The sequence below is a fragment of the Pseudoalteromonas sp. SG43-4 genome, from assembly GCF_014164325.1.
Lineage (GTDB): Bacteria > Pseudomonadota > Gammaproteobacteria > Enterobacterales > Alteromonadaceae > Pseudoalteromonas > Pseudoalteromonas distincta.
In genome coordinates this window covers 90,286-115,681 of the sequence record NZ_JACJFB010000006.1, presented here as the reverse complement: position 1 = coordinate 115,681, position 25,396 = coordinate 90,286, and the positions used below count along the sequence as shown (strand labels likewise).

At 38.9% G+C, this 25,396-nt stretch carries 19 protein-coding genes and 10 tRNA genes; 11 read left to right on the top strand and 18 right to left on the bottom strand.

The features are described from left to right. Positions 1-238: 238 nt before the first annotated feature. The 3 genes from H5160_RS08065 to H5160_RS08055 form a co-directional block, all read right to left on the bottom strand. Positions 239-314, bottom strand: a tRNA-Glu gene (locus H5160_RS08065). Positions 315-458: 144 nt separating this feature from the next. Then, a tRNA-Glu gene (locus H5160_RS08060) sits at positions 459-534 on the bottom strand. A gap of 37 nt (positions 535-571) precedes the next feature. After that, positions 572-647, bottom strand: a tRNA-Ala gene (locus H5160_RS08055). Between the two features lie 1,126 nt (positions 648-1,773). Between H5160_RS08055 and H5160_RS08050 the strand changes: the two genes are divergently transcribed. From H5160_RS08050 to H5160_RS08015, 8 genes are all read left to right on the top strand, one after another. Continuing rightward, positions 1,774-1,849: transfer RNA gene (locus H5160_RS08050), tRNA-Val, on the top strand. Positions 1,850-2,001: 152 nt separating this feature from the next. After that, positions 2,002-2,077: transfer RNA gene (locus H5160_RS08045), tRNA-Val, on the top strand. Positions 2,078-2,127: 50 nt separating this feature from the next. Next, positions 2,128-2,203 (top strand) — tRNA-Val (locus H5160_RS08040). Between the two features lie 153 nt (positions 2,204-2,356). Continuing rightward, positions 2,357-2,432 (top strand) — tRNA-Val (locus tag H5160_RS08035). A gap of 48 nt (positions 2,433-2,480) precedes the next feature. Beyond that, positions 2,481-2,556, top strand: a tRNA-Val gene (locus H5160_RS08030). Positions 2,557-2,588: 32 nt separating this feature from the next. Next, positions 2,589-2,664 (top strand) — tRNA-Val (locus H5160_RS08025). Positions 2,665-2,725: 61 nt separating this feature from the next. After that, a tRNA-Val gene (locus tag H5160_RS08020) sits at positions 2,726-2,801 on the top strand. A gap of 489 nt (positions 2,802-3,290) precedes the next feature. Then, on the top strand, positions 3,291-4,937 hold the full coding sequence (locus tag H5160_RS08015; protein ID WP_033020645.1) for a tetratricopeptide repeat-containing response regulator: 1,647 nt from the start codon (positions 3,291-3,293) through the stop codon (positions 4,935-4,937). Positions 4,938-4,941: 4 nt separating this feature from the next. On the opposite strand, the gene msrB is transcribed toward H5160_RS08015, so the two are convergent. From msrB to H5160_RS07965, 10 genes are all read right to left on the bottom strand, one after another. Continuing rightward, positions 4,942-5,382 (bottom strand): peptide-methionine (R)-S-oxide reductase MsrB, encoded by a 441-nt coding sequence (gene msrB, locus H5160_RS08010; RefSeq protein ID WP_024605441.1) that lies wholly within the window; start codon positions 5,380-5,382, stop codon positions 4,942-4,944. A gap of 147 nt (positions 5,383-5,529) precedes the next feature. Next, a complete protein-coding gene (locus H5160_RS08005) occupies positions 5,530-5,970 on the bottom strand; it encodes a hypothetical protein (RefSeq protein WP_138489371.1) in 441 nt (146 codons plus the stop codon). A gap of 2 nt (positions 5,971-5,972) precedes the next feature. Then, the gene (locus tag H5160_RS08000) at positions 5,973-6,491 is read right to left on the bottom strand and encodes a DUF2919 domain-containing protein (protein ID WP_182712209.1); all 519 of its coding nucleotides are present in this window, start codon (positions 6,489-6,491) and stop codon (positions 5,973-5,975) included. Between the two features lie 10 nt (positions 6,492-6,501). Further along, positions 6,502-8,520, bottom strand: coding sequence for an NAD-dependent DNA ligase LigA (gene ligA / locus H5160_RS07995; protein WP_182737196.1), 2,019 nt, complete (start codon positions 8,518-8,520; stop codon positions 6,502-6,504). Positions 8,521-8,600: 80 nt separating this feature from the next. Further along, a complete protein-coding gene (gene zipA, locus H5160_RS07990; RefSeq protein ID WP_024596342.1) occupies positions 8,601-9,368 on the bottom strand; it encodes a cell division protein ZipA in 768 nt (255 codons plus the stop codon). 74 nt (positions 9,369-9,442) lie between these two features. Beyond that, entirely contained in the window at positions 9,443-12,844 is a 3,402-nt protein-coding gene (locus H5160_RS07985; protein ID WP_182737194.1) for a chromosome segregation SMC family protein, read from the bottom strand. A gap of 67 nt (positions 12,845-12,911) precedes the next feature. Then, positions 12,912-13,643 carry an RNA methyltransferase gene (locus tag H5160_RS07980; protein ID WP_182724598.1) on the bottom strand — a complete coding sequence of 244 codons (732 nt, stop codon included), beginning with the start codon at positions 13,641-13,643 and terminating at the stop codon, positions 12,912-12,914. Between the two features lie 76 nt (positions 13,644-13,719). After that, entirely contained in the window at positions 13,720-15,756 is a 2,037-nt protein-coding gene (locus tag H5160_RS07975; protein ID WP_182695306.1) for an FUSC family protein, read from the bottom strand. Between the two features lie 10 nt (positions 15,757-15,766). Beyond that, entirely contained in the window at positions 15,767-16,627 is an 861-nt protein-coding gene (locus tag H5160_RS07970; protein ID WP_138489375.1) for an HlyD family secretion protein, read from the bottom strand. Between the two features lie 168 nt (positions 16,628-16,795). Beyond that, a complete protein-coding gene (locus tag H5160_RS07965; protein ID WP_024605434.1) occupies positions 16,796-16,999 on the bottom strand; it encodes a DUF1656 domain-containing protein in 204 nt (67 codons plus the stop codon). A 392-nt stretch (positions 17,000-17,391) separates the two neighbouring features. On the opposite strand from H5160_RS07965, the gene H5160_RS07960 reads away from it, so the two are divergent. Genes H5160_RS07960 through H5160_RS07950 form a run of 3 tightly spaced genes read left to right on the top strand, consistent with a single transcriptional unit; the run spans position 17,392 to position 19,918 of the window. Next, complete coding sequence (locus H5160_RS07960) at positions 17,392-18,501, top strand: YjgN family protein (RefSeq protein ID WP_002958576.1); 1,110 nt, start codon at positions 17,392-17,394, stop codon at positions 18,499-18,501. Between the two features lie 9 nt (positions 18,502-18,510). Further along, positions 18,511-19,533 carry a M48 family metallopeptidase gene (locus H5160_RS07955; protein ID WP_182695307.1) on the top strand — a complete coding sequence of 341 codons (1,023 nt, stop codon included), beginning with the start codon at positions 18,511-18,513 and terminating at the stop codon, positions 19,531-19,533. After that, complete coding sequence (locus tag H5160_RS07950; RefSeq protein ID WP_182737193.1) at positions 19,520-19,918, top strand: DoxX-like family protein; 399 nt, start codon at positions 19,520-19,522, stop codon at positions 19,916-19,918. Before H5160_RS07955 ends, H5160_RS07950 begins: the two co-directional genes overlap by 14 nt. Before the next feature lie 54 nt (positions 19,919-19,972). On the opposite strand, the gene speB is transcribed toward H5160_RS07950, so the two are convergent. The 5 genes from speB to H5160_RS07925 all read right to left on the bottom strand — a co-directional run bounded on the left by speB (position 19,973) and on the right by H5160_RS07925 (position 25,258). Further along, entirely contained in the window at positions 19,973-20,896 is a 924-nt protein-coding gene (speB, locus tag H5160_RS07945; protein ID WP_024597470.1) for an agmatinase, read from the bottom strand. A 3-nt stretch (positions 20,897-20,899) separates the two neighbouring features. Continuing rightward, positions 20,900-22,813, bottom strand: a complete 1,914-nt coding sequence (gene speA / locus H5160_RS07940; protein WP_182737192.1) for a biosynthetic arginine decarboxylase — start codon at positions 22,811-22,813, stop codon at positions 20,900-20,902. 487 nt (positions 22,814-23,300) lie between these two features. Then, positions 23,301-23,699 (bottom strand): hypothetical protein, encoded by a 399-nt coding sequence (locus H5160_RS07935; protein WP_024605431.1) that lies wholly within the window; start codon positions 23,697-23,699, stop codon positions 23,301-23,303. Between the two features lie 294 nt (positions 23,700-23,993). Beyond that, positions 23,994-24,326: a YnfA family protein gene (locus H5160_RS07930; protein WP_096794091.1), complete on the bottom strand. Its 333-nt coding sequence runs from the start codon at positions 24,324-24,326 to the stop codon at positions 23,994-23,996. 62 nt (positions 24,327-24,388) lie between these two features. Further along, entirely contained in the window at positions 24,389-25,258 is an 870-nt protein-coding gene (locus H5160_RS07925; RefSeq protein ID WP_154903389.1) for an MYG1 family protein, read from the bottom strand. Positions 25,259-25,396 lie beyond the last annotated feature (138 nt).

Genomic DNA, 25,396 nt, shown 5'->3' with positions numbered 1-25,396 from the left:
TCGAACCCCTGTTACCGCCGTGAAAGGGCGGTGTCCTAGGCCTCTAGACGATGGGGACACATAAATGTGTCACTAGGACAACTGAATTTTTAGACTCGTTTCAGGCGAGCTTTCTTAATAACACTGCACTTCCCTATTAAAATAAGTAAGTGGCGTCCCCAAGAGATTAGTACTCTTGATAACGTCGTGCATAGAGAGTGCGGTGTCACACTGCTTTACACATACTTAAAATAGTAAGTGGCGTCCCCAAGGGGATTCGAACCCCTGTTACCGCCGTGAAAGGGCGGTGTCCTAGGCCTCTAGACGATGGGGACACATAAATGTGTCACTAGGACAGTTGATAAGTTTAACTCACATCATGAGCTTTAAGGTAATTACGTTTAATACAAGTAAAGACTCGAGCTTTAATTGTGACGCTATTTTCTCGGTAAAACCGCCTTTAACTAATAAAAGTTAAGTGGCGTCCCCAAGGGGATTCGAACCCCTGTTACCGCCGTGAAAGGGCGGTGTCCTAGGCCTCTAGACGATGGGGACACAGAAAACTGCTACCCTAGGACAAAACACTAATTTTTGGTGGAGCCATGCGGGATCGAACCGCAGACCTCTTCACTGCCAGCGAAGCGCTCTCCCAGCTGAGCTATGGCCCCAACTTAATCAACACCCACCGTGATAAACACATCGTGTATCGCTTAGTGCGGGGCGCATTCTATGCACCACCCAAAATAAAGTCAACAGTTTTTTACCTAGCTTTATTTAAATGGTTTAATTTTCAACAAACTGGCTATCAAGCGTGCTAAAAAATACAATTTGAATAAGATTCAAGCCCTACTGCTTATAATAACATCACTATATTGCAGCGAATACTCAATAGCCCCCACTCCCCCATTTAATGAAACAAAATTGCATCAAAGCAAAGGTATACATTTATATGCAAATTAAACTTATCTATAAACTACCACTTAAGGCCCCGCCAATCGCCTTAATCTTTTAAAAGTTACAATTGCTTATAATAACCAAAACTTAAATGTGGGTTTGAGAGTACCCGCAGCCTTTACTTGCTTAATAACCAGCGTAACTCGTACTAAAAAATTCGATTATTGTTTGAAGAGCATTTTTAAAAGAGCACTGTTACTTCGTAATTCTATGTATAAAACTTCAAGGCGCGCTGATCTTTGGTGGGTGAAGCGGAAGCTTTGCTCGGCTTTTACTTGGCCCACTAGGTTACAAACCTCGCGCCGCGATTTAATCGTCCCTAGATTGAGCAAATTTGAATCCACAAAGGTCAACACGCCCTAGTTATATGTGATCTATTTAGTCTTAACCCGAAGCTAGTAGCGAGGAATACGTATTTACGAGATGGCTAGGTTGGCTTATAAAAATAAAGTAAGTACAAAAATAGAGTTTAGAATGCTGAAATAGTATTTATTTTGGGAAGTTTAAATTAAATTCATTTTTAAAGGACCGCTCTATTCACTAAATAACTAGCCCTAATATTAATCGATCTTGCTCATAATCATAAAAACGACTCCAGTAAAAAAACAATGAGTATCGTAAAACTAAATTTAAGGTTAATAAAATACAATTCCCTACTCACTTTTAGGTGCTTAATTGAACTGCAATATCAAATTTGATGATAAAATAGACTTCAACCATATCCTATTGTTTATAAAACCTTCATTCAGCACATTTTTATCATTCAAGTGTTGACACATTTCCAACTCTATCTATAATAGCGCCCCACAACAACGCAGCAATGCAATGTTGTTTAGATGTGGGTGATTAGCTCAGTTGGGAGAGCATCGCCCTTACAAGGCGAGGGTCACTGGTTCAAGTCCAGTATCACCCACCACTTTTTAGTTAAAGTGTTCACATCTAAATTCTATATGGGTCATAAGCTCAGTTAGAAAATAGAGAGCATTACCGCTACTAACAAGTAACGGCAAAGTTCACTGGTTAAAGTCCAGTACTATTTATTTAATAGTAGCGTTTTAAATTATATGTGGGTGATTAGCTCAGTTGGGAGAGCATCGCCCTTACAAGGCGAGGGTCACTGGTTCAAGTCCAGTATCACCCACCACATATAAAACCTATTACTATATTAATAGTCGTGTTTTAAAATTGTAATATGGGTCGTTAGCTCAGTTGGGAGAGCATCGCCCTTACAAGGCGAGGGTCACTGGTTCAAGTCCAGTACGACCCACCATTTTTTAAATGGTGCATATTACAAAAAAATCTAAATGGGTCGTTAGCTCAGTTAGAAAAAAGAGAGCATCACCGCTATTTACAAGTAACGGCGAGGTTCACTGGTTAAAGTCCAGTACTATTTATTTTAATAGTAGCGTTTTAATTTATATGTGGGTGATTAGCTCAGTTGGGAGAGCATCGCCCTTACAAGGCGAGGGTCACTGGTTCAAGTCCAGTATCACCCACCACATATAAACCTATTATTATATCAATAGTCGCGTTTTAAAATTTAATATGGGTCGTTAGCTCAGTTGGGAGAGCATCGCCCTTACAAGGCGAGGGTCACTGGTTCAAGTCCAGTACGACCCACCATTCCTAGAATGGTGCATATTAAAATGTAATTTGGGTGATTAGCTCAGTTGGGAGAGCATCGCCCTTACAAGGCGAGGGTCACTGGTTCAAGTCCAGTATCACCCACCAAATTACATCAAGCGGTTAATTGATAATAAAGAATTAAATAACAGGCATACCTATTATATGTGGGTGATTAGCTCAGTTGGGAGAGCATCGCCCTTACAAGGCGAGGGTCACTGGTTCAAGTCCAGTATCACCCACCACATATAAATACCATTAAACAACTTCTCTAGTAATAACTCTTCCTTCTCATATTAAACACATTTACAAACTTTATAAAAACTCAATATATAAATCGCATTTAATAAAGAGCATCCCCACTCTTTACAAATAATGGCGAGGGTCACTGGTATCAAGCCAAGTAATCACCCACCACATATAAATACCATCAGACAACTTCTCTAGTAATAACTTTTTCCCATATTAAATACGTTTAACTCCTCTTTTTACCTTAAATACATTTCATATTTTTATTAAAATCTAAATTACCATATCAAAGCACTCATCAAATATAGCGTTTCCATTTTACTTATTTAGTTTTTAATTATGCTATTCGGCTCAGTACTTTCGAAGTTAGATAAACGTATTAGACAAAGTTAAGTACCTAATAAATACAGCTATCATTTAAATTCCCTTGTAAGGAGTTAAACTGTTGATTATAGTCTGTGTTAAATACAATTACGCTTAAGCCAATGCCAACTAAGATCTATTCAAAAGCCAAAATACTTATAGTAGAGGAGCAGCCACTTGCTCAAAGCTATATGAAACAATCGTTAGAAAGGCTTGGCTTTCGGCAGTTGCGCTTTGCTGATCATGCAAACTCTGCAAAAGAGCAGTGTTTAAGTGAAGAATTTGATCTAATAGTTTGCTCATTCAACTTAAACAAACACCAAGATGGCTACCAGCTTTATGAAGAGCTACGTGTAAAGCAGCTCATAAAAAGTTCGACTGGCTTTATTTTTATCTCAGCAGAAACAAGTGGCTCACTCGTTCATAGTGTTCTTGAGCTGCAGCCAGATGACTTTTTAGTTAAGCCTTTTACAGTACAAGAGCTTAAAACACGCATTGAACGAATCTTAAAGCGTAAACACGACTTACAAACAGTGTATTCATTAATTGATGATGGTAACGATTCAAAAGCTATTAAATTTATTGATACCGCTCTGGATAAAAAAAATAATAATTACAGTCCTATCCTACTTCGCTTAAAAGGCGATGCCCTACTTCGCTTAAAGCGTGCTCAAGATGCAAAAGACTTTTTTAAGTCTGTTCTCGATATTCAAAAATTTGCTTGGGCAAAAGTAGGTTTAGTAGAGGCACTTATAGCGAATAACGAACATATTTTGGCGCAGCGAATGCTCAAGACAATGTTAGAGCGCCAAGAAACTCGTTTAGTAGCCCTTGATTTGTTGGGCAGATTAGAAATAAAGCTAAATCAGTTTGAACTAGCACAAAGCTTTTTAAGTCAAGCAGCAGACATTGCACCGCGAAACATCACACGCCAAAAATCGTTAAGTAATGTGTCGCTAATTAATCACGACTACGAAAAAAGCTATTTAACTCAAAAAGATATAGCCACCTTTGCAAAGCACTCAATACACGACCACCCCGATGTATATTTAAATGCAGCACGTGCCGGTATCGACTTTGCGTTAACGACTGATCAAACTGATCAAATTCAACGAATTTCTAGACAAACAAATCAGTACATTAATGATTTAAAAAAACAGTTTCCTAATAATGCAAATCAAGCTCAAATTGATGTACTTAATGCACGACTTCATTACTTAAAAGACGAGCATCAAAAAGCGAAAAAGCTAATTGAGCAGCTTGATGACGACGATACTCATATCCGATCGGTTGATGGAGCACTTGATAAAGCAAAAGCATTTCATGAACTGGGGTTTCATCAGAAGGCGCAAACCTTATTCACACAAATAATTAGCCACTGTGAAAGACACCCTGCAGTTAGCGACACAACTTACTTGCGTTATATTCAGCAGCAACAAAGTGAGCGACGCGATATTAAAATGGGTCCAAAAGAGCTTAATAACCATGCCGTTAATCAATTTAATAAAGGGCAGTTAAATACTGCGCTGGAAGCTTTTACGCAAGCATTTAGAGTAATGCCTCGCAATCAGAGTATTGCACTTAATTTATTACAGTGCCTATTTGATTCAACCAAGCAATCTGGCAGCTCATTTAATATGGATCTTGCTAGAAGATGCTACGCCCTTCTTGATAAAACTAAATTACAAGCAGATCAGACGCAGCGTTTAGATAAGATTTTACATATAGCAAAAGAAATGAATTTAGATATTCAAAGCGCTAGTAAATAAAATATTAGATCTTTTTCATTGCTGCGGCATTAACGCAATAACGTAAACCTGTTGGTAATGGGCCATCTGGAAAAATATGGCCTAAGTGCGAATCGCATACGTTACAAACCACCTCTATGCGCTCCATACCATGACTTGTATCGTTTACATAACCAATCGCTTCAATTGTTGCAGGTTGCGTAAATGACGGCCAACCAGTGCCACTATCAAACTTTTCATCGGCATCAAACAATAGATTATCACAGCAAATACACACATACTTGCCAGGTTCGAGTAATGTACAACTACCCGAGCTATCTGGGCGCTCTGTTCCCTTCTTACGTGTTACGTAATATTCATCTTCTGATAGTTGCATCCGCCACTGCTCGTCAGTTTTGACTACTTTTTTACTTGGGGTAGGATTGCCGTTGGTGGCAAAGTTAATAACATCATTCCACTTCAACATAATAGCCTCATTGAATAGTTGATTAACCGTACTTAATAAATTTATAAGAAGTACGGTTAATTATTACGTTATTTAATACACTAAAGATCAGCTAAAGAGTGTTGAGCGTTTAAAACTAAAACTCGTTCAATTTTAAAGGTAATCTCCTCAGCTAAAGGTAATATTTTGTTTTTCTGAGTCGGTAAGTATTCGTTTAATAAAACTATCTAGCTCTGCTTTTTTTACAGGTAAACTAACACTCATTTGGCGCTCGTTATTACTGTAAATAATTAGCTCATCATCCTTTGTTGTTATGCGTTCAATACTCTCAATAACTAACCAATTTGGACCATGCTTTTTATCAAAAAATCCCATCAAACTAAAAAGTAGTAAATGTTGGGCATCTCGCTGAATAAAATCCTCTAGCCTATTTCTTGATTTAAATAAGGGCGTTAGCCTATAAACGCTTGAGCAAAAAACAAATACCCACAACCCAAATAGCGCTTTAAACCACATAGACTCTAAAAGCTCAGTGCTAATCATTAAAATAATAAGCACTAAGCCTATTAACGATATAGCTATCGCTATTTTTTTATTTACAGCGTCCACAACTAATCCCTTTTAAGTCGCTTTTTTTCTTCTGATGCTTTTTCTGTCGGCTCAGGCCAATCATTAAAAAAAACGGTTAAATAACGGCTTTTCACCAAATACCACAATACCCATAAAACAATCATCATTTGTACTGCTAAAAATGATGAAAATCGATAATGGCTATGCGCTGCCTGAATACTTAACCATGTTAAATCAACAACAGCACATAAAATAAGAGGCCAGCGCATATGTCGCCATATTTTTGCTAACTTATCGCTCGCACTGTGTGAATCTCGTGGTCTGCGTAAACAAAATAGAATAGTCGGTATTATTGCAATACTTCCAATTGCTATTGCGATAAAAAAATCATTTTTATTTTTAAAAAATAACGACATTAAATCCAGTTCAGGCCTGCGGCTTAAAGCCGCAATCACCCAAATAAAATAGCCACGTAAAAGCACCAGCAAACTTAAATGAAATGCTATAGGTGTACGGTAACTTCCGTACTTATCCCAGTATTCTGGCCCATATCGGCTCATTGTCGCTTTCCTAGCCATTATGCTTTTTAAGCAGCTCAATTAATTCATCTTCCGTGAGTATGTCGATACCTAAATCTTGCGCTTTAGTTAGTTTTGAACCTGCTTTTTCACCTGCGACTAACGCATCAGTTTTCGCTGATACGCTACCAGATACTTTAGCACCTAATTGCTGCAAGCGAGCTTTAGCATCATTGCGGTTAAGTGTATTAAGCGTGCCGGTAAGTACATATGTAAGTCCTGCGAGTGGTTGCTCTTCCTCAGAAGGCGCACTCAACGCTGGCCAGTTTACGCCTTGCTCTATAAGCGCATTAACAACTGCTAAATTATGCTCTTCATCAAAAAAGCCACGAACATGCGTTGCAACTATTTCGCCTACATCACTTACCTGCGTTAAACTATCAATGCTGGCATTTATTATATTTTCAAGGGTAAGGAAGTGATTAGCTAAATTTTGTGCTGTTGCCTCACCTGCTTCGCGAATACCTAATGAATATAAAAACTTAGCAAGCGTAGTGCCTTTCGCCTCTTCAAGGGCTGTTACTAAATTTTTGGCTGACTTAGGTCCCATGCGTTCAAGTGACTCAAAATGTCCTTGTTTTAAAATAAACAAATCAGCGGGTGTTTTTATAAGCTCTCTGTCTACCAGCTGATCAACAATTTTATCGCCAAGGCCGTCTATATCCAGCGCTTTGCGTGACGCAAAGTGTTTAATTGCTTGTTTGCGTTGTGCAGGACATACAAGCCCACCCGTACAACGAGCGACAGCTTCGCCTTCAACCTTTTCAACATGAGAGTCACAAATAGGACAAATTACTGGAAATTCGATATCGCTGGCATCATCAGGGCGGCGCTCAAGTACAACTTGCGTTATTTGTGGGATTACATCTCCTGCGCGGCGAATAATAACTGTATCGCCTACTTTTACGCCTAAACGTGCAACTTCATCACTGTTATGAAGCGTTGCATTTGATACGGTAACGCCACCCACAAAAACAGGCTTCAAACGTGCAACAGGTGTAATGGCGCCAGTACGACCGACTTGAAAATCAACATCAAGTAGTTGGGTTATTTCCTCTTGCGCGGGAAATTTATACGCTATAGCCCAACGAGGAGCACGTGCCACAAAGCCTAAACGCTCTTGTAAGGCCTTTTGGTTTATTTTTATTACTACGCCATCAATTTCATATTTAAGCTCACCACGGCGCGTTAAAATATCGCTGTAGTACTCGAGCGCGGCTTTAGGACCTTCAACTAATTTTGTTTCTGGGCACAAAGGTAGCCCCCAATCAGTTAACTTTTCTAATTGCTGATAGTGATCCTCAGGAATGCTGCCATCAGCAACAAGCCCGGTGCTGTACGCATAAAACATGAGTGGGCGTTTAGCGGTAATTTTAGAGTCGAGTTGACGCAAACTCCCCGCGGCTGCATTACGCGGGTTAACAAATACTTTTTCACCGCGTTTTTGCGCTTCAGTATTTAATTTATCAAAGCCAGCGCTGTCCATAAATACTTCGCCGCGCACTTCAAGCTCTTTTGGGTAATCACCACGTAACTTAAGCGGTACATTACGAATGGTTTTAACATTTTGAGTAATGTTTTCACCGGTAAAGCCATCACCCCGCGTAGCCGCTTGTACAAGCACACCATCACGATAAATAATTGATACGGCTAATCCATCAAGTTTTGGCTCACAACAAAAAGTAAGCTCATCAGTACTCATTAAGCGCTCTTTTATACGACGATTAAACGCAGTGAATTCTTCTTCACTAAACGCGTTATCAAGCGATAACATGGGTACTTGGTGCGCTACTTGCTCAAATTTACTCAGTGCGGCACCGCCTACTTTTTGTGTCGGAGAGTCGGCGGTTAAAAATTCAGGGTGCTGCATCTCTAGTGCGCTTAATTCGCGTAATAACCTATCGTATTCAGAATCAGGAATACTGGGGGTGTCGAGCACATAATAGTTATAGTTGTGTTGCTCTAATGTAGTACGAAGATGATTAATTTGCTCACTAATGCTGCTAGACATTTAAACCTCAATAAACATAAAAAAAGCCACTTTGACGATTCACCGTCCAGTGGCTTATAAAAATATAATGTATGCGTTATTTACGCTGAAAAAGAACGAACCTGTTCAACATATTGCCTGATGCGCTCTACTGTCATTTCATTTCGCTCAGCATCTAAAATTTGTGCACCAAATTCATCCGCTAACTTTTTAGCTGCGCTGTGCAACATATTAAATGCCGCTAGACCATCGCCGTCGCACGGTAACGTCATAAATAAGCTTACCCCAGCGGTACTAAATTGTTCCATATTATCAATATCAAACGTACCTGGGTTATACATATTTACTAATCTAAATAAAACAGGGCCTTGGCCAGCCGGATCTAAGTGGCGATTAAAAAAACCTTCCTCTGAATATTTAAAACCTAAAGTATTAACTGCTGGTAATAATTTACTGCCCTGCATACTAAGCTCTTCTGGCATTTGAATATGCACAATAACAAAGTCAGACATTTGAGCAGGCGCTTCTTCAGCACTTTGATCTTTTGTTTCAAGATCATCAACTATCTCTAGGTCGTCTTCAATCGGTGTTTCTGGCACGCTTGTATCAATTTGCGGCTCATTTGCATCAAAGTTAAGCTCGCCAAATTGTGGCTCATCACGTTCGTCTTGCATTGGCTCTTTTGGCTCAGCCTCAGTACGAAACGGTTTAGATGAAGCTGGTGCGCTTTGTTGTAATGGCTCAACCCGTTCATTATCCGATACTTCTGGGCGGTCTTTTTTTCTAACTGACCACAATCCATGTATTAATAAACCACCAATGACAATTACACTGATAACGATTAAAACCCATCTTAATTGTTCGGCCATCCCCTCACCTTTTATTATTTGATATGCCTAAAACCTGTATATTAATGAAAAACTAATACACTTGTTATAAAAATTTATGCGTGTGCAAGTTGCACAGCTTGCTCTATATCTACAGCAACCATACGCGATACGCCAGGTTCTGCCATAGTAACACCTGTTAATCTACCTGCCATTTCCATCGCAATTTTATTATGACTAATATAAATAAACTGCACTGATTGTGACATTTCTTCAACCAAACGGCAAAAACGCACAACGTTGGCATCATCTAGTGGTGCATCTACTTCGTCCAGCATACAGAAAGGAGCTGGATTGAGCCTGAATATAGAAAACACTAATGATAATGCGGTCAGCGCTTTTTCTCCACCACTTAACAAATGAATTGTTGAATTTTTCTTACCCGGTGGTCGTGCCATTATACTAACACCACTTTCGAGTAAATCGTCACTGGTTAATTCTAAATACGCGCTCCCACCACCAAAAACTTTAGGAAATAGCTCAGCAAAGTCTTCGTTAACTTGATCGAACGTCGCTTTAAAGCGTGTTTTGGTCTCAATATCAATTTTACGAATTGCACCTTCAAGGGTGCTTAACGCTTTTGTTAAATCATCTAATTGATTATCAAGATAGTCACTACGTGCTTTGGCTAAATCAAACTCTTCTATTGCCGCCAAGTTTACTGCACCTAATTTATCTAACTGATTAGTAAATCCTGTTAACTGATTTTGTGCTGCACTTAAATTTAATGAATCTGGTAATTCATCAAGTATTGCTTTTAAGCTTTGTTTTAATTCTTCTAATGGCTCAAGCGCAACTTGCGCTTTTATTACTAAACTTTGTTCTTCAATTGTTAGCTTTTGGTGCTGCTCTTGCAAGCCCACCAGCTCACCTTGTGAATTTTTAAGGCTTATTTGCTTAGTGTTTAAGCTCTCTTTCGCCTGAGCTAATTCTTTTTGTAGCAATACTAATGCCTGCTCACCTTTTTGATGCTGTGCTAAGAGCTGCGTAATTTTATCGCTAAGTTCTTGCTCTGGTATTAGCAGCTCTTCTATTTCACTAAGTAGTTCTTGCGCACCTTCAGATGCACTAACGTGCTCTTGCTCTGCATGGCTCAATTTGGTTTGGCTTAACTGCCATTCACTGCGTGCCTTTTGCTCTGAGAGCGTTGCCTTATGCGCTTGTGTTTTATATTGCTCAAGCATGCTTAATGCTTCGCTATAACTTTTATCACTTTGTGAGCGCAAACTATTTGCAGCGTCTACTTCATCCGCTAAGTTGAGTTGCTGCTCATTTAACACTTCAAATTGCGCTACTTGCTCATCAAGCACGGTATTTAATTGTAAAAGCGCAGTGGTTAATTGCTGTTTTTGTTGCTGTAGCTTTTCTAGTTGTAACTTAAAGTGCGCTACTTGCTGTTTGAGCATATCGCTGCGCGTACTGGCTACTGCTATATTTTGCGCAAGCTCATGTATGGCTTCTTTAAGCTCGCTTTGTTCGTTAATTAATTTTATTTGCTCAGCTGTATGTTCGTCACGCGTGTGTGTTACTTGTTTTAGCTCGTCCTCGGCATTATTTAACTGCTGAGCTTTATCTTGCAATTGCTTATGCTTTAAAAGTAATGAGTTTTCTGCATTACATTCGGCACTTACATGCCAGTTACGACCATATAAAGCACCGTTTTTATCCATAATGGCTGTATAAAAACTATCTTTTAGTATTTCTAAATCACCGCTTTCACTATAAGCAATACGTGCTAAATGCTCTGGATAAACACCGCTTGTTATATATGTAGCTAAGCTATTTGTTGGCATGCTTTTATCACTATTTGGCCACACACTGTTATCAGCTTGCTGCTCACTTACATTTAAATGCTCTAAAGATTTAAGTGCTTGCTCTATTAGAAGCTCAAAGCCTTCTTTAACACCTAGCTGATTAAACAAACCATTAGTACGTTCACTTTTCTCATCAAGCCCTAATGTACTTTTAAGCCCCGTTATACTGGCTTTTAACTCGTTTATTGTTTGAGTGAGCGTCGAATATTGTTTTTGTGAGTTATTAACAAGCTCATTTTGCACTTCAAGCTTAGCAGTGCACTTCGTATGTGCTGTTTGTTTAGCGGCAAGTTCTTGAGTTAAGGTTTGTGTTTGCTGTGTTTGCTGTATTAACTGCTGCTCTACATCACTACTTTGTAGCTCACTAAGCTGAACAGTTAACTGATCAATTTGCTCGTTAACGTGGCTTATTTGCTGCTGAGTTTGTTTAATGTGACTACTATGTAGTTGCACGTTATTATTAAGCTGTTGCTGTTGCTCACACAAAGCTTGCCAATGAGTATGGTGGCGCTGCTTAAGTGCTAATAATTCCTCAAGTTCATGCGTTAACCCACTAACTTGCTCTTCACATATTAAGGCGTTTTCATTTGCCTCTTGCAGGGCTTCATTAAGTTGCTCGCACACAATTTGCTGCTGCGATTTTACCTCAGCACTTTGAATTTGGCGTTGCTGTAATTTAATTAAACTTTGTTTAAGCGTTTGGGTTTGCTGCTTTACATTGATTTGTTGTTGCTCAGCGCGAGTAAGCTCGGTGTGTATTACATGTTGCTGATGCTGTGCATCGCTTAGTTTATCTTGCTGGGCTTGTACTTGCCCCTCTAGGCTTGCAAGTACATCGTCATGCCCTGAGTTAGCGGTTTTAAAAAACAAAATTTGATCATTAAGTTTTTTAATTTGGGCACTTTTTTCAAGTTGCTGCTGATGTAACTTTTGCCATTTTAAAACGGCAATTTGGCCTTTTAGCGTACGTTCTTGTGCTTTTAATTCGCGGTATTTTTTTGCATCAACCGACTGCACAGCCAATTTATCGAGCTGGCTTTGTAATTCTTTACGCACATCTAACAAACGTTCAAGATTTTCGCGAGTGCTCTTTATACGAGTTTGAGTTTCGCGGCGACGCTCTTTGTATTTAGAAACGCCAGCGGCTTCTTCTAAAAATACGCGCAGCTCTTGTGGTTTACTTTCTATTAAGCGCGAGATCATCCCTTGCTCAATAATTGCGTAACTACGTGGACCAAGACCGGTGCCTAAAAATATATCGGTAATATCACGCTTACGGCATTTACTGCCATTTAAAAAATACAGTGACTGTCCGTCGCGCGTTACTAAACGCTTAATAGCAATTTGGTTTCGATCGGCAAATGTGTTTGAAGGACTTCCTTTATCGTTATCAAAAACAAGCTCTACAGAGGCTTGTGATATGGCTTTTCGATTAGTTGAGCCATTAAAAATAACGTCGGTCATGGCGTCGCCACGCAGGTTTTTAGCAGAGCTTTCACCTAGCACCCATCGTACTGCATCAATAACGTTAGATTTGCCACAGCCATTGGGCCCAACAACACACGTCATTTGATCAGGAAATGGAATTTTAGTGGGCTCTACAAACGATTTAAAGCCCGCTAATTTAATAGTGCTTAAGCGCATCTTATTGTTATTACCGATTATTATTGTTATTGATTACAAACAATTTAACTCATTAACAGTTAAATTGTTAAGCTTGTCGTTTAAAATTATCTAAAATAATACCGGTCGCCATTGCAACATTAAGCGATTCTGCACCACCAAAAGCGGGGATGGTGATTTTATTAGTTACTAACTTTGCACATGTCTCGCGTATTCCATGCGACTCACTGCCCATTAGTAAAACGCCTGAGCCCGTAAATTGGGTTTTATGCACGCTTTGCCCATCTAAAAAAGCACCGTAAACAGGTAAATTTAAAGACTGTAGGTAATCAGGTAAATCTACTTGGCTTACCGATACCCTTACAAATGAGCCCATCGTGGCGCTAATTGTTTTTGGGTTGTAAGCGTCTGCGCTGTCGGTGCTAGTTACTATATGTTTAATACCGTACCAGTCTGCCACTCTTATTATTGTGCCTAAATTACCAGGGTCTGATACGCCATCAAGTGCGAGTATTAAGCCACTTGCTTGTGGTAAAGCTGCCTTTGGCATATCAACAATAGCAATGGCTGCATTATTGCTAACTAGCGTGCTGGCTTTGGTGAGGACTTCTTCATCAGCTTCAATAAAATTAGCGTGCTGATACTTACCTTGGTACGCATTTATAAATTCGTTTGTAGCAAAAATATTAACCACATTTAATGGGCTGTTTAATAACTCAAGTACGTTTTTCTCACCCTGTACAAGGTATTGATTATATTGCTTTCGGTACTTTTTTTGGCCAAGTTGGCGAATAAGTTTGAGTTGGTTTTTTGAAATCATAACAGCCCCATAAAATTATCCAGCAAGTATAACAGATTTCGCTATAACATCTGAACTCGAAAAGCAGCGAATGGGGCTAATTTATCTTACTCGCACTTCTTTCAAAGGTCAGATTAATGCGAATAAACATGCCTTTTATTGCTTCTAATTGATTTGAATCGTCAACCGTCTGAGCCAATTCCCCATAAAGATTATCTGACGCTTGCTTAAACTTATTATTAAACTTGCCCTTGGTTGCCAACATAAATGCATCGGCTAATGTTCGCTGCCACTCATTTAAATACTTTAGCTTTGTATTACCAGCCAAATTTTCACAAATTGAGTTTAAACGTACCGACGCATGCCCTAAATTTAGAGCGGTTAGTGCAAGATCTGTAATAACGCGTGAGTGTGAACCTTGATCGTAATTAGTTAGGCGAATTAACCTATCGGCCATGCGGCGGTTATACCAAATACTTGGGGTTGGATGGTTATTTATTTCGAGTAAATCTTTATAAGTGGCCTTAAAAACACGATGAACAAGTAATTGTACACTCGGGCCTGTGAATAACTGAAAAATCCAAAATAAAATACTCACCCCCGCAAAAATTGCCATTGCAGAGCTAAGTGTGTAATCGATTGAAAACGCAAGGCTCATATCGGTACTGGGTCTTACCAAAATCGTAAATGGGATACAAAACCCCAAGCCATATGGCAATGTTTGTTGATCAGCTAGCAGCAGTAAACCCAAAAAATAAGGCCCTGCTAATACAAGTAGCAATATTTCTAATTGCCCACCACTTTGTGATAATAAATTGAGTGCGTAAAAAATAGTTACAATAGCAGCAACCACCACGCCTACCAATAAACGCTTTATTACCACCTGTAAAATAGCTAACGGTATTCTCGCCAACATTATCGAAAATATGACCGGTAAAATCATAATTAATAATGCAGCAGAAGAGCCTGTATTAATCCAAATAAATGCGCCGATAGAAAATACCAAAGCAGTTCTAAATCCAACAATAATGCCAGCTAATGGGTCGCGATATGTAAGCATACTGGGTGCATTTAATAATGTTTTATCACGCTCTTCTAACGCTCTGTATGCGCGTAGTAAAATTGTTAAGTCGGCTGCTACTTCTAAGCTCACATTGAGCATGTGAGATTCAAATGGCGAATCACACACCGTATTTGCTCTATAGTCGGTTAGCTCTTTACGCAGCGTTTTAACTTGTTCGGCGCAGTAATCAAAATCGTCAGACTCTTTAATTTGCGCAAATACGTGCTTAAGTTTACTTATTAATTTATCTAAAGTAGGTGTAATAAGGTCTTCGTGGTTTCGCTGTAGACGGCCAATTATTTGAATTAAGGCCAATAAAGAAAGTACTTTTTGCGACAACTGATTTGCAGCACGCGAGCGTCCTGGACCTTTTGGTCCTTCGTACCTTACTGCGCTGGAATCTTCGTTTATTGATCCCAATGTTGCCATAATGCCATCTATTTGCTGATGACGGTTTTCGTGCGAGCCCTTAGAATCAAGCTCAATAACTAAATAATGTAACGTTTGATTTATAACCGACCGCGCTTGTGTTTGCAGTAAATGTTTAACCTTTACAGGCCAAAATAGATGACTCACAAGCCCAGCACATACAGAACCTATTATTATTTCGCTTACTCGCGCTTGTGCAATATCAAATATACTTTGGCTGCTCACCATTGCCGGAGTAACCATGACTAAAAGCACAATAATGGCGGCTGTTACACCGGCCATAGCAAACGCATAAACAAAGTTTGCTTGGCGTACCATTGCCGATAACGCAGAGTTCACCCCCAACCATAATGCCAGTGCACCGAGCGCTAAATAAGGGTAGAGAATTAACTGAGTTAAAAGCAATATGCCAAATAAACCGCCCACTATGGTGCCTATTATTTGGCAAATTGCTTTTTCAATAACTAATCCGCTTTGCGGGCGTAATTGCAAAAAAATAGCCGAGACTAACGCCCAATAAGGCCTTTCAAGATTAAGCGACATAGCAATAGTGAGCGCCATCACCATGGCTATAACGCCCTTAGTCGCAAAAATAATTGCCTGTTTTTTTGGAAAAAACAAATTTTGTAATACAACGCCCACTGTATTCCCCTTAACGTGTAGCGAGATGTATAGTGGCGGTCATTCCTGCGCTAAGCTGTGTATTTTCGGGCAATGAATCTAACTTAATATCAACAGGTATACGCTGTGATAAACGTACCCAATTAAATGTTTGTTGTACTTGCGGTAAAAGTTGTCCGTTACTTTGTGTATTCGTATTTGCAATGGCTTTACCTACACTCACTACATGCCCTGTTAATTGCTTACCACCGCTTAGAAGCGCTATTTTAGCTTTTTGATCAGGATAAATAAGCGGTATTTTACTCTCTTCAAAGTAACCCGTTACATAAAACGAATCTGACTGAACAATAGCAAAAACAGGCGTGCCTTGAGCTACATAGTTGCCTTGGCGTAAATTTAAATTAATTATTTGCCCTGATGCAGGCGCAACAATTTTAGTTCTATCAACATTTAACTGCGCAATTGTTTGCTCTGTCTTGGCTAGGTTATAATTTGCCTCAGCAATTTTAGTATTGATACGTGTTGACTCTAAAGTTTCTTCACTTATTGCCTGTTGAGTGTTTAGCTCAACACGTCTTTCGTATTTATGTTTAGCAAGTTCCCATGTATACAATGCGTTTTCTGTGTTTGCTTTACTTTTATCAAGCGCTGCTTGATAACGCTTTTTATCAACATTAAAAAGTACCTCGCCTTTTTGTACGTTTTGACCATCTTTAATATTTAAAGCAGTTACCCAACCCGACACGTCTGGAGCAACCGTGACAATATCGGCTCGAATACGCCCATCACGCGTCCAAGGAGTATGCATGTAGTCAGTCCATACCCAACGCCCAGCAAAAACCGCAGCTATAACAACCAAGATAGTAAAAGTAATACGCAGATATTTAATCATTCAATTTATCTTCCACTTAGTAATACCAACCCGCAATAATACTTGAGTAATTTGAGGGCTTAAACCTGACGCTAACTGTGTTAAAAATTTCTGATATAGAACAACTAAATAACGAAATTTTTGCCTTGTTATCGACACGGTTTTCTTGCCTCAAAATAGCTCAATTAATTAAACAGATTGGTATAAATAGACGGCGAGTGCCAAGTAACAAACAAATAGTGACACCTCAAACCAAGCCACTTTCCAAATACGGTCATGCCAATCTAGTCGATGCAAAGCAAAACGAGTCAACGCCGTTAAAATAAATGCTATTGGGAAGTAAACAATCAGCGGGCTAAACTCTAACCCCCCTAACACGACTGCTTGGAACATAATAAATATCCTAATGTTATTTAAAGCGGTGATAAAAGCTGTAAAACCTAAATAAATTTACATCCGCACTACTCTTACAATCTATTATTTTGGCATATAAATCAATTAGCTTAATTGTACGTAGGTGTGCTTAATACATAATTAATGCCATTACATTTAAGCAGCACTAAGTATGTATAGTAGCTAAATCGCATATTAATAAGCTAAAGACCCCAGTTACCAGCCAAATAAATAAACCAGCGAGGTTTATTTATAAAAAAGTATTAGAGTATTTAACTCAATATTTAAAACGCCTATTCATAGCTGTTTGCAGAAGGGTTGGATAATTATAAACATTGAATTTTGCACTAAAAATGGGTAAATTAACAAAAAAACAACATGGATATAATTTAATGGAATCAATACACCCTACCCCATCTGAAACAACCCCACCAATAAATGAACCTGCTGAACCAATTTTTAGCGGAAAAGTGCAATTTAGTGGTAAAGGTGGTGAGTTTTTTGGAATTTGGATTGTAAATATATTACTTAGCGTTATTACGCTTGGCATATATTCGGCGTGGGCAAAAGTACGTACGCATCGCTATTTTTACGGCCACACCCGTATAGATGGCCATAGTTTTGACTACCTAGCAACACCAATACAAATTTTAAAAGGTCGGATTTTAGCGGTTGTTGTATTTTTTATTTACACATTCTCAATTAGCTTTATGCCTATTTTAGGCCTATTTATTGCTCTTGGTTTTATCTTTTTAATGCCATGGATTATTAACCAAGGCTTACGTTTTAATCTGCGTATGACCCGCCATCGTAATGTTCGCTTTGCTTTTAAAGGCAGTTATGGCGAAGCCTTTGTTAACTTTATACTTTTACCTATTGCAAGCATATTTACGCTTTATTTATTAATGCCTTATGTTATAAAACGTATTGATAGTTATATCCATAGCAATATTAGTTATGGCGATAAACCACTTACTGTAAATCTTAAAGGCGAAACCTATTACCTAACAGCGCTTATTTGCTTTGTAGTGAGCTCTATCACCATGGTGGTATTTATGGGGATTTTAGGATTATTTGGCCTCAACTTAGTAGATATTGAAAACCAACAAAATTTAGAAAACTCTGCAGCGATGGTTATGCTTCCTATCTTTATGATGATTGCCTATGTGCTAATGATTGCCATTGTTTCTGCTGTATGGCACGCCGCTATTAGAAATCACATTTTTGATAACAGCCATTTTGAAGGCGTTGCTACATTTAAATCAGAGCTAAAACCAATTCCTTTCGCTGTTTTACTATTAACTAATATGTTGGCTATTGTATTTTCTTTAGGGCTTGCATACCCATGGACAAAAGTACGTACATCAAAAATGCTCGCTGATGTAACTAACGTCACTATTTATCCTGGTGCATTAAACCTAATCGATACCGCGCAAGAACAGCAATCATCATTTGCTGAAGAAGCTGCAAACGTATTTGATATTGACCTTTCTCTAACTTAAGAGCTCACCATGCATGTAAAGGGACATTTTTTCCCCATCGCATCGAGTAACTATCAAGTGTGTGTTGCCACTATTAGCGACACACACATTGAGGTTATCAACGATGAACACGTTATCGCTCGCCACGTAATCTCAAGTCTAACATTAAGTTCAGGGATGGCAGGACTTGCCGACGAATTAAACTTTGAAGATGGCAGTCGTTTTATCCCTCAAGATGTAAGTTACAGATGGCCATTTAAAGAAAATAACCATCACATAATGGAGCGCCTTGAAAAAAGTAAATGGGTAATTTTAGCCGCAGTCATATTTACACCACTTTTTATGTGGTTAGTACTTTATAAAGCGGTACCGGCCATTGCTGTTTATAGTGTTGATACCCTGCCACGTAATGTTGTGGAACAGATGGGGGAGCAAAGTTTTACACTAATTAAAAAGATTGCGCTTGACCCAAGTGAGCTGCCCGCAGAGCAGCAAACTAAAGTACAAGCACATTTTACAAGTATGCTTAATGCGTTATCGCTTGATCAATCGGTTTATAGGTTATCGTTTTATAAATCAGACAGCTTTGGTGCTAACGCGTTTGCACTACCCCATGGCCGTATCGTGGTAACCGATGATTTAGCAAATTTACTTGCCGATAAACCCAATGCACTAAAAGCGGTATTGCTACACGAAATGGGCCATGTAGTCCACCAGCATAGCGTACGTATTACAGCACAATCTGCCGCAAGTACGATTGTACTAGCAGTTGTATTTGGTGATTTAGAGGGAGTTGCAGAGGTTGCATTAGGTACGGGTGCATCGTTTGCTCAGCAAGGGTTTTCACGAGATATGGAACGCGAGGCAGATAGCTTTGCACTCACCCAATTAGAATCGCTTGGGTATTCGAGTAATGACTTTGCTGATGCAATAGAAGCGCTGCAAGAAAGCCATACCAGCGAAAACGAACACCTAGAAAAAGTAAATGACTTATTAGAGTACTTATCTAGCCACCCAAGTGCACAAGAGCGTATTGACAATGCTAGGAAATAATCGCGGTTATATTCAACTTGCTCGCTACATAGTGAGTTTAAGTTGGATATATCACGGCTTTTTCCCAAAGCTTTATCATATTGCACCGCTTGAAAAATTAATGACTGGCAGTGCGGGCTATTCTGAACAGGTGTCTGATTTAATTACACGTTCAGCGGGAATTGGTGAAATTATATTTGGCGTGTGTTTATTTGTATTTTATAAAAATAAACATCTAGTAATTTTAAATGTTTTAGCATTAATTGGCCTTTTACTCGCTGTAGTTGCAATGCAGCCACAATTGCTTATTGAAGCATTTAACCCTGTAACTACTAACCTGCCGCTTATTGGGCTAAGCGTTATTTGGTTAAAAGAAATTGAGCAGTTGAATAATCGATACCTCTAAATAAAAAAGGGTATGCAAATGTATACCCTTTTTTGTAGTACAAAATTTATAAAATTAGTACTTATTTTTATGCGTCCACAAATGCAGTAATTCGCTCGCAATGGTTGCTGCAGCAATTGCGGTAAGCTCACTTTGGTCGTACGAAGGTGATACTTCTACCACATCCATACCCACCATGTTTATGCCTTTTAGCGCACGCAGTACTTTAAGTACTTTATCTGACGTTAAACCACCACACACAGGAGTGCCTGTACCAGGCGCAAACGCAGGGTCTAAACAATCTATATCAAACGTTAAGTAAACAGGTAGGTCACCTACTCGCTCAAGTATTTGCGCTGCAATATCATTAGCATGTAAATCGTTGGCTTGCATTGCATCAATCACAGCAAACTCATGTTTACTTTGATCAAAGTCGGTACGAATACCTATTTGTATACTGTGCTCAACATCAATCAGCCCTTCCATTGGTGCATGATAAAACATAGTGCCGTGATCAAAACGCGAGCCATTGCTATAGGTATCGGTGTGCGCATCAAAATGTACTAACGCCATTTTGCCATGTATTTTTGCGTGAGCACGTAATAGCGGAAGCGTTACAAAGTGATCGCCCCCTAAACCTAATAGTGTTTTACCTTGGCGAAGTATTTGATCAGCAGCCATTTCTAGTTGCGCAGTAAAATACTCAGGATCCCCGACAGGGTAAGTAAAGTCCCCTGCGTCTGCCACTTTTAAGCGCTCAAACAACGGGAACGTCCACGGGTATTTAGTGTCTTCCCATGCTAAATGAACCGATGCACGACGAATTGCATCAGGGCCTAAGCGCGCACCAGGGCGGCCCGAGGTCGCTAAATCAAATGGTAAGCCTAAAACCACTACGTCTGCATCAATTGCATTAATGTTTTGCACCATAGGACGACGTAAAAACGTCATCCCATTTGAGTACAATGAGTGATCTGCGTGACCAAACAAAGTTGACATTGCTTATAACTCTTCTAAATAAGTGTAGCCATCAAGGCCGTTTTGCAACTCGTCTAAAACGCTTTGCTGTTCGTGTTTTTCAATTTTAGTGCTTACTAACTGCTCGTATGATTGCTGAAAACTTTCAACATCTAAATGTACATAGCGCATCATATCGGCAACAGTGTCACCTTGGTTTATCTCGGTAATACTTGCAACGCCTTGCTCATCCATATTAACAATTGCGCTGTGCGTATCGCCAAACAGGTTATGCATATCACCTAAAATTTCTTGATAAGCGCCCACCAAGAAAAAGCCCATTAAATAAGGTTTATCGGCACTAAATTCTGGTACAGGTAATGTGCTTTCAATACCTTGTCCATCTACGTAATGCTCAAGTGCGCCATCTGAATCACAGGTTATATCAAGTAATACAGCACGTTTTTTTGGTGCTTCAGTTAAGCCACTTAATGGCAATACCGGAAACACTTGATCAATGCCCCATGCATCTGGAAGCGATTGAAATAACGAAAAATTTACAAAAAACTTATCGGCTAAACGTACGTTTAACTCGTCAATAATAGGACGATGAAAACGGTTTTTGTTATCCATGTGCTTGTTAAGTTCATAACAAATACGAATATTAATTTGTTCAGCCCACGCACGCTGCGCTAAGTCTAATAACCCGAGTGCAAATTGGTTATGCGCTTCAGCTAAATCACCTTGGCTGTCGTGATAAATCTCAATTAATGCACGGTCATCCGTTAAATCAGTTAACTGTACAAACGATGCCCACATGTTTTTTAATAACAGGGGTGCATCTGCCGCTGGCGCTACTAACTCTTCTGGCGTGTAACTTTCAGTACCAATAACATTAGAAATAAGCACAGCATGATGCGCCGTAAGCGCACGACCCGACTCAGAAATAATAGTCGGCATTGGTTGCTCATATTGCTTACATGTATCACCAATGGTGTACACAATGTTATTCGCATATTCAGCTAAACTATAATTCATAGAGTTATGCGACTGACTACGCGTGCCGTCGTAATCAACAGCTAAACCACCGCCTACATCAAGACAATCAATTTCTGCGCCTAATTTACGTAGCTCACAGTAAAAACGCGCAGCTTCGCTTACACCTAAACGTACGTCACGAATGTTCGCCATTTGTGACCCTAAGTGAAAATGCACAAGCTGCAATAAATCAAGCTGGTTTGCGCCTTTTAAACGATTAACTACATGTAAAACTTGCGATGCAGATAAACCAAATTTTGATTTTTCTCCGCCACTCGCTTGCCACTTACCTTTACCTTGCGACGCTAAACGTACACGAATACCAATGCGTGGTTTTACGTTAAGCTCTTTTGCTTGGCTAAGGACCATGTCTAGCTCAGAAAGCTTTTCAAGTACGATATACACTTTATGACCTAGCTTTTCGCCAATAAGTGCTAAACGTACGTATTCTTTATCTTTGTAGCCATTACATACAATAACAGCGCTGGTTTTTTCAGCCAGTGCTAGTACCGTTAGTAATTCAGGCTTGCTGCCGGCTTCTAAACCAAGTTGTTTTTTTTCTACTTGTGCTTGGCTTGCTACTATTTCTTCAACCACTTCACGTTGTTGGTTTACTTTTATTGGGTAAACTAATAGATAGTCTTTAGGGTAACCATAGTTTTCAATCGCAGTATTAAATGCGCCGCATAAGCTGTGTACACGATGGTGTAAAATTTGCGGAAAACGAACTAAAGCAGGTAAGCTTAAACCTTTATCTTGTAGTTGCTTTGCGATATCTGTTAATGCAATGGTTTGCTCTGGTGCATGAGCCTTGGGCGCAACATACACATCACCTTGATCATTAATACCAAAAAAACCTTGGCTCCAATGACGAACATTGTAGCTCGTACGAGCTTGTTCTAGTGATGTTGTCTCTTTCATTTATCTTTCTCTTTTGTTTAATTAATGCCGGCTCGGCTAGTGCCGCGCATTAAAAGAAAAATAGAGATTCAAGTCCAACAAGTATTTTTGCTCGTAACGAGTGATTTTTGATGTTAAAAAAATAACCAAACAACTATTGCCCGCTAGCATATATAAAACAGGACTTTGATGATTTTTAAAGATAAGAAAAGTTATAAAAAATGGCTGTTTTTAAATGACTCATTATAAATTTTATTAGCAAAAATGAGTTAGCTCATTCAATAAAATTCATCTTGAGTTACTTTGTTTATAAAATTTACTTTTGATGGATTAGAGTAAGGTGTTCTCAACACCTCAAATTACTGCTGTTTAGCCAACGTGTTGTGACCAAGTATTACCTATGTATTCTGCAAAGTGAATAAAAACTGCACGTCAAAAACGCTTAGCATACATCCACCAGCACCAATAACCGCACACAACTACTTATGAGTATTGTATAACTGACTCTTTATTTAACTATTATTGGCTTTTTATCTATCTCTGTCATATTTTCAACCGTAGATAAACCATACCCACCAAACAGTAAAGTCGTAGTAATTAACCTCAACTTGTAAGTATTGCCTATTGTAGATAATTTATGTGGACTAACTTTCCAGAGTTTTTTATAGTCATTTGCATTTACATAAAAGGCCGTATTATTATCAGCTAAAGTAACTACTTTATTTCTTAAAATAACAGTTTCAAGAAAGTGTCTAAAACATGTATTTTTATCAATAAAAACAAATACAATTTCACCTTCAATACATTTTTGCTGCAGGGGTTTTGGTAGTCTATAAATTAAAAATGCAAAAAATAGGAAACTAGCTGCTATAAATATAAAAATAATCACAAGGTATAATATATTCAATCTTTTATTCCATTAAAATATGAGTGCTGGTTTGGTATTACAATTTGCGATGTTTTAATAAGGGTAAGGTAGCCATTCCTGCCAATTAAAACTTTCGCTATACATTTCATCAACTATATCCATATACTCAGATTTTGTAGCTAGGAGGTACGCTTGCCTCTCTTTTGGGCTCATATAAGCAAGCCAATAAGGGAGATAACCTGGATAGTCTACTCCAAACATATCTTCAAAAAATCGGCTTTCGGGTAGTTCAAGGGTAATTTCATTATGAGTAAGCTTTGGCATGCATTTGAATTAAATAGACTTTGGGGCGAACATAATTATTGCCATACCTAGCAGTGCTACTAAACCACCGATAATATCCCACATAGTAAGCTTTACGCCATCTACAACCCATAACCATAATAGCGCAACGCAAATATATACGCCGCCATAAGCTGCATATACACGTCCGGCAGCAGTAGGGTGTAAAGATAGCAACCATGCAAATAGTGCCAAACTTAAAGCCGCAGGAATTAAAAGTAAAATGCTTTTATCTTGTTTTAGCCAAAGGTAGGGCAAATAGCACCCCACTATTTCAGCTAAGGCTGTAATAATAAAAAGTGCGATTGTTTTTAATTCAAACATAATGCTCCGCGCAAAAATAACAAGCATAACAATCTATATAAATTGTTATGCTTAGTGCGTTGTTATTCGCTAAGCGCCATAGTGGCAAGTTTCATTGTGCTTTCAAACGACTTGGTACCCGCTATAAATAAACCATTATGGCAAAACACTGCGTCATCAATACCTGTTTCATCTACGAACGCTTGATCAGATAAACCAGACCATGCTTTAGGAAGCGGTTTTCTATCTTCAAACGAGCCAGGCTCAACGGGTACTGTTTGTAATATCCATTGCCCAGAATGCGATGGGTAAACCATGTATAGCGCCTCACTTGATAAAATATGCACTGTTTTTTTCCACGGTGTGTACTTTTCAAGCACGATTACTCTGGCATCGTCTGCATTTTCAATTGCTCTGGCGACAATCTCTTTTGCATTAACACTACCGTGAGCTGAGGCGATAAAACGAATGAGCATACGTGCTGCAAATTCAACGGCTTCATCAAAACAGGTATCAAAGTTACTTTCTTCTTCCCATGTAGGGTTAAACATTGAAATTGTTTGGCTCAAGCTTATCCCTTTTGATACACCTTCAACATGACCACAATCAATGGCGTCAATAGTTGAAACTAAGCCTGAATCCACTCTATCAGCAACGGCCTGGTTATCATCACACAGTGCTAAGCCGTATTTTTTCCACACTAAACCAAATGATGAAAAAGGAATGCCATTTTCTCGCTCGCCTGCACCACCACGTTGATGATGATCAAAGCGATTAGTTTCAGGATCGTATTCCCCACCTACATCTATTACGTAGTCGGCACTTTCTATAAGCGCTTTATCGCGTGTGCGTACCAATTTAAACGTTGGCAAAACATGTTTAAGTACCGCAATACTAAAAACGTCATCTGCATGAAAATTACCATTGTGGGTTACTACTGTTATTTCGCTCATTTGTTTATTGCTACTTTTAGAAAAGATAAAAATTCTCGCTTTGTAAGTTAGTCACTAATTATCGAGGCAGATTTTATACGAAGACAGGTGTTAAAAACAGTGAAGTATTTTTGCATCACTATAAAAGCTGCTTTTATA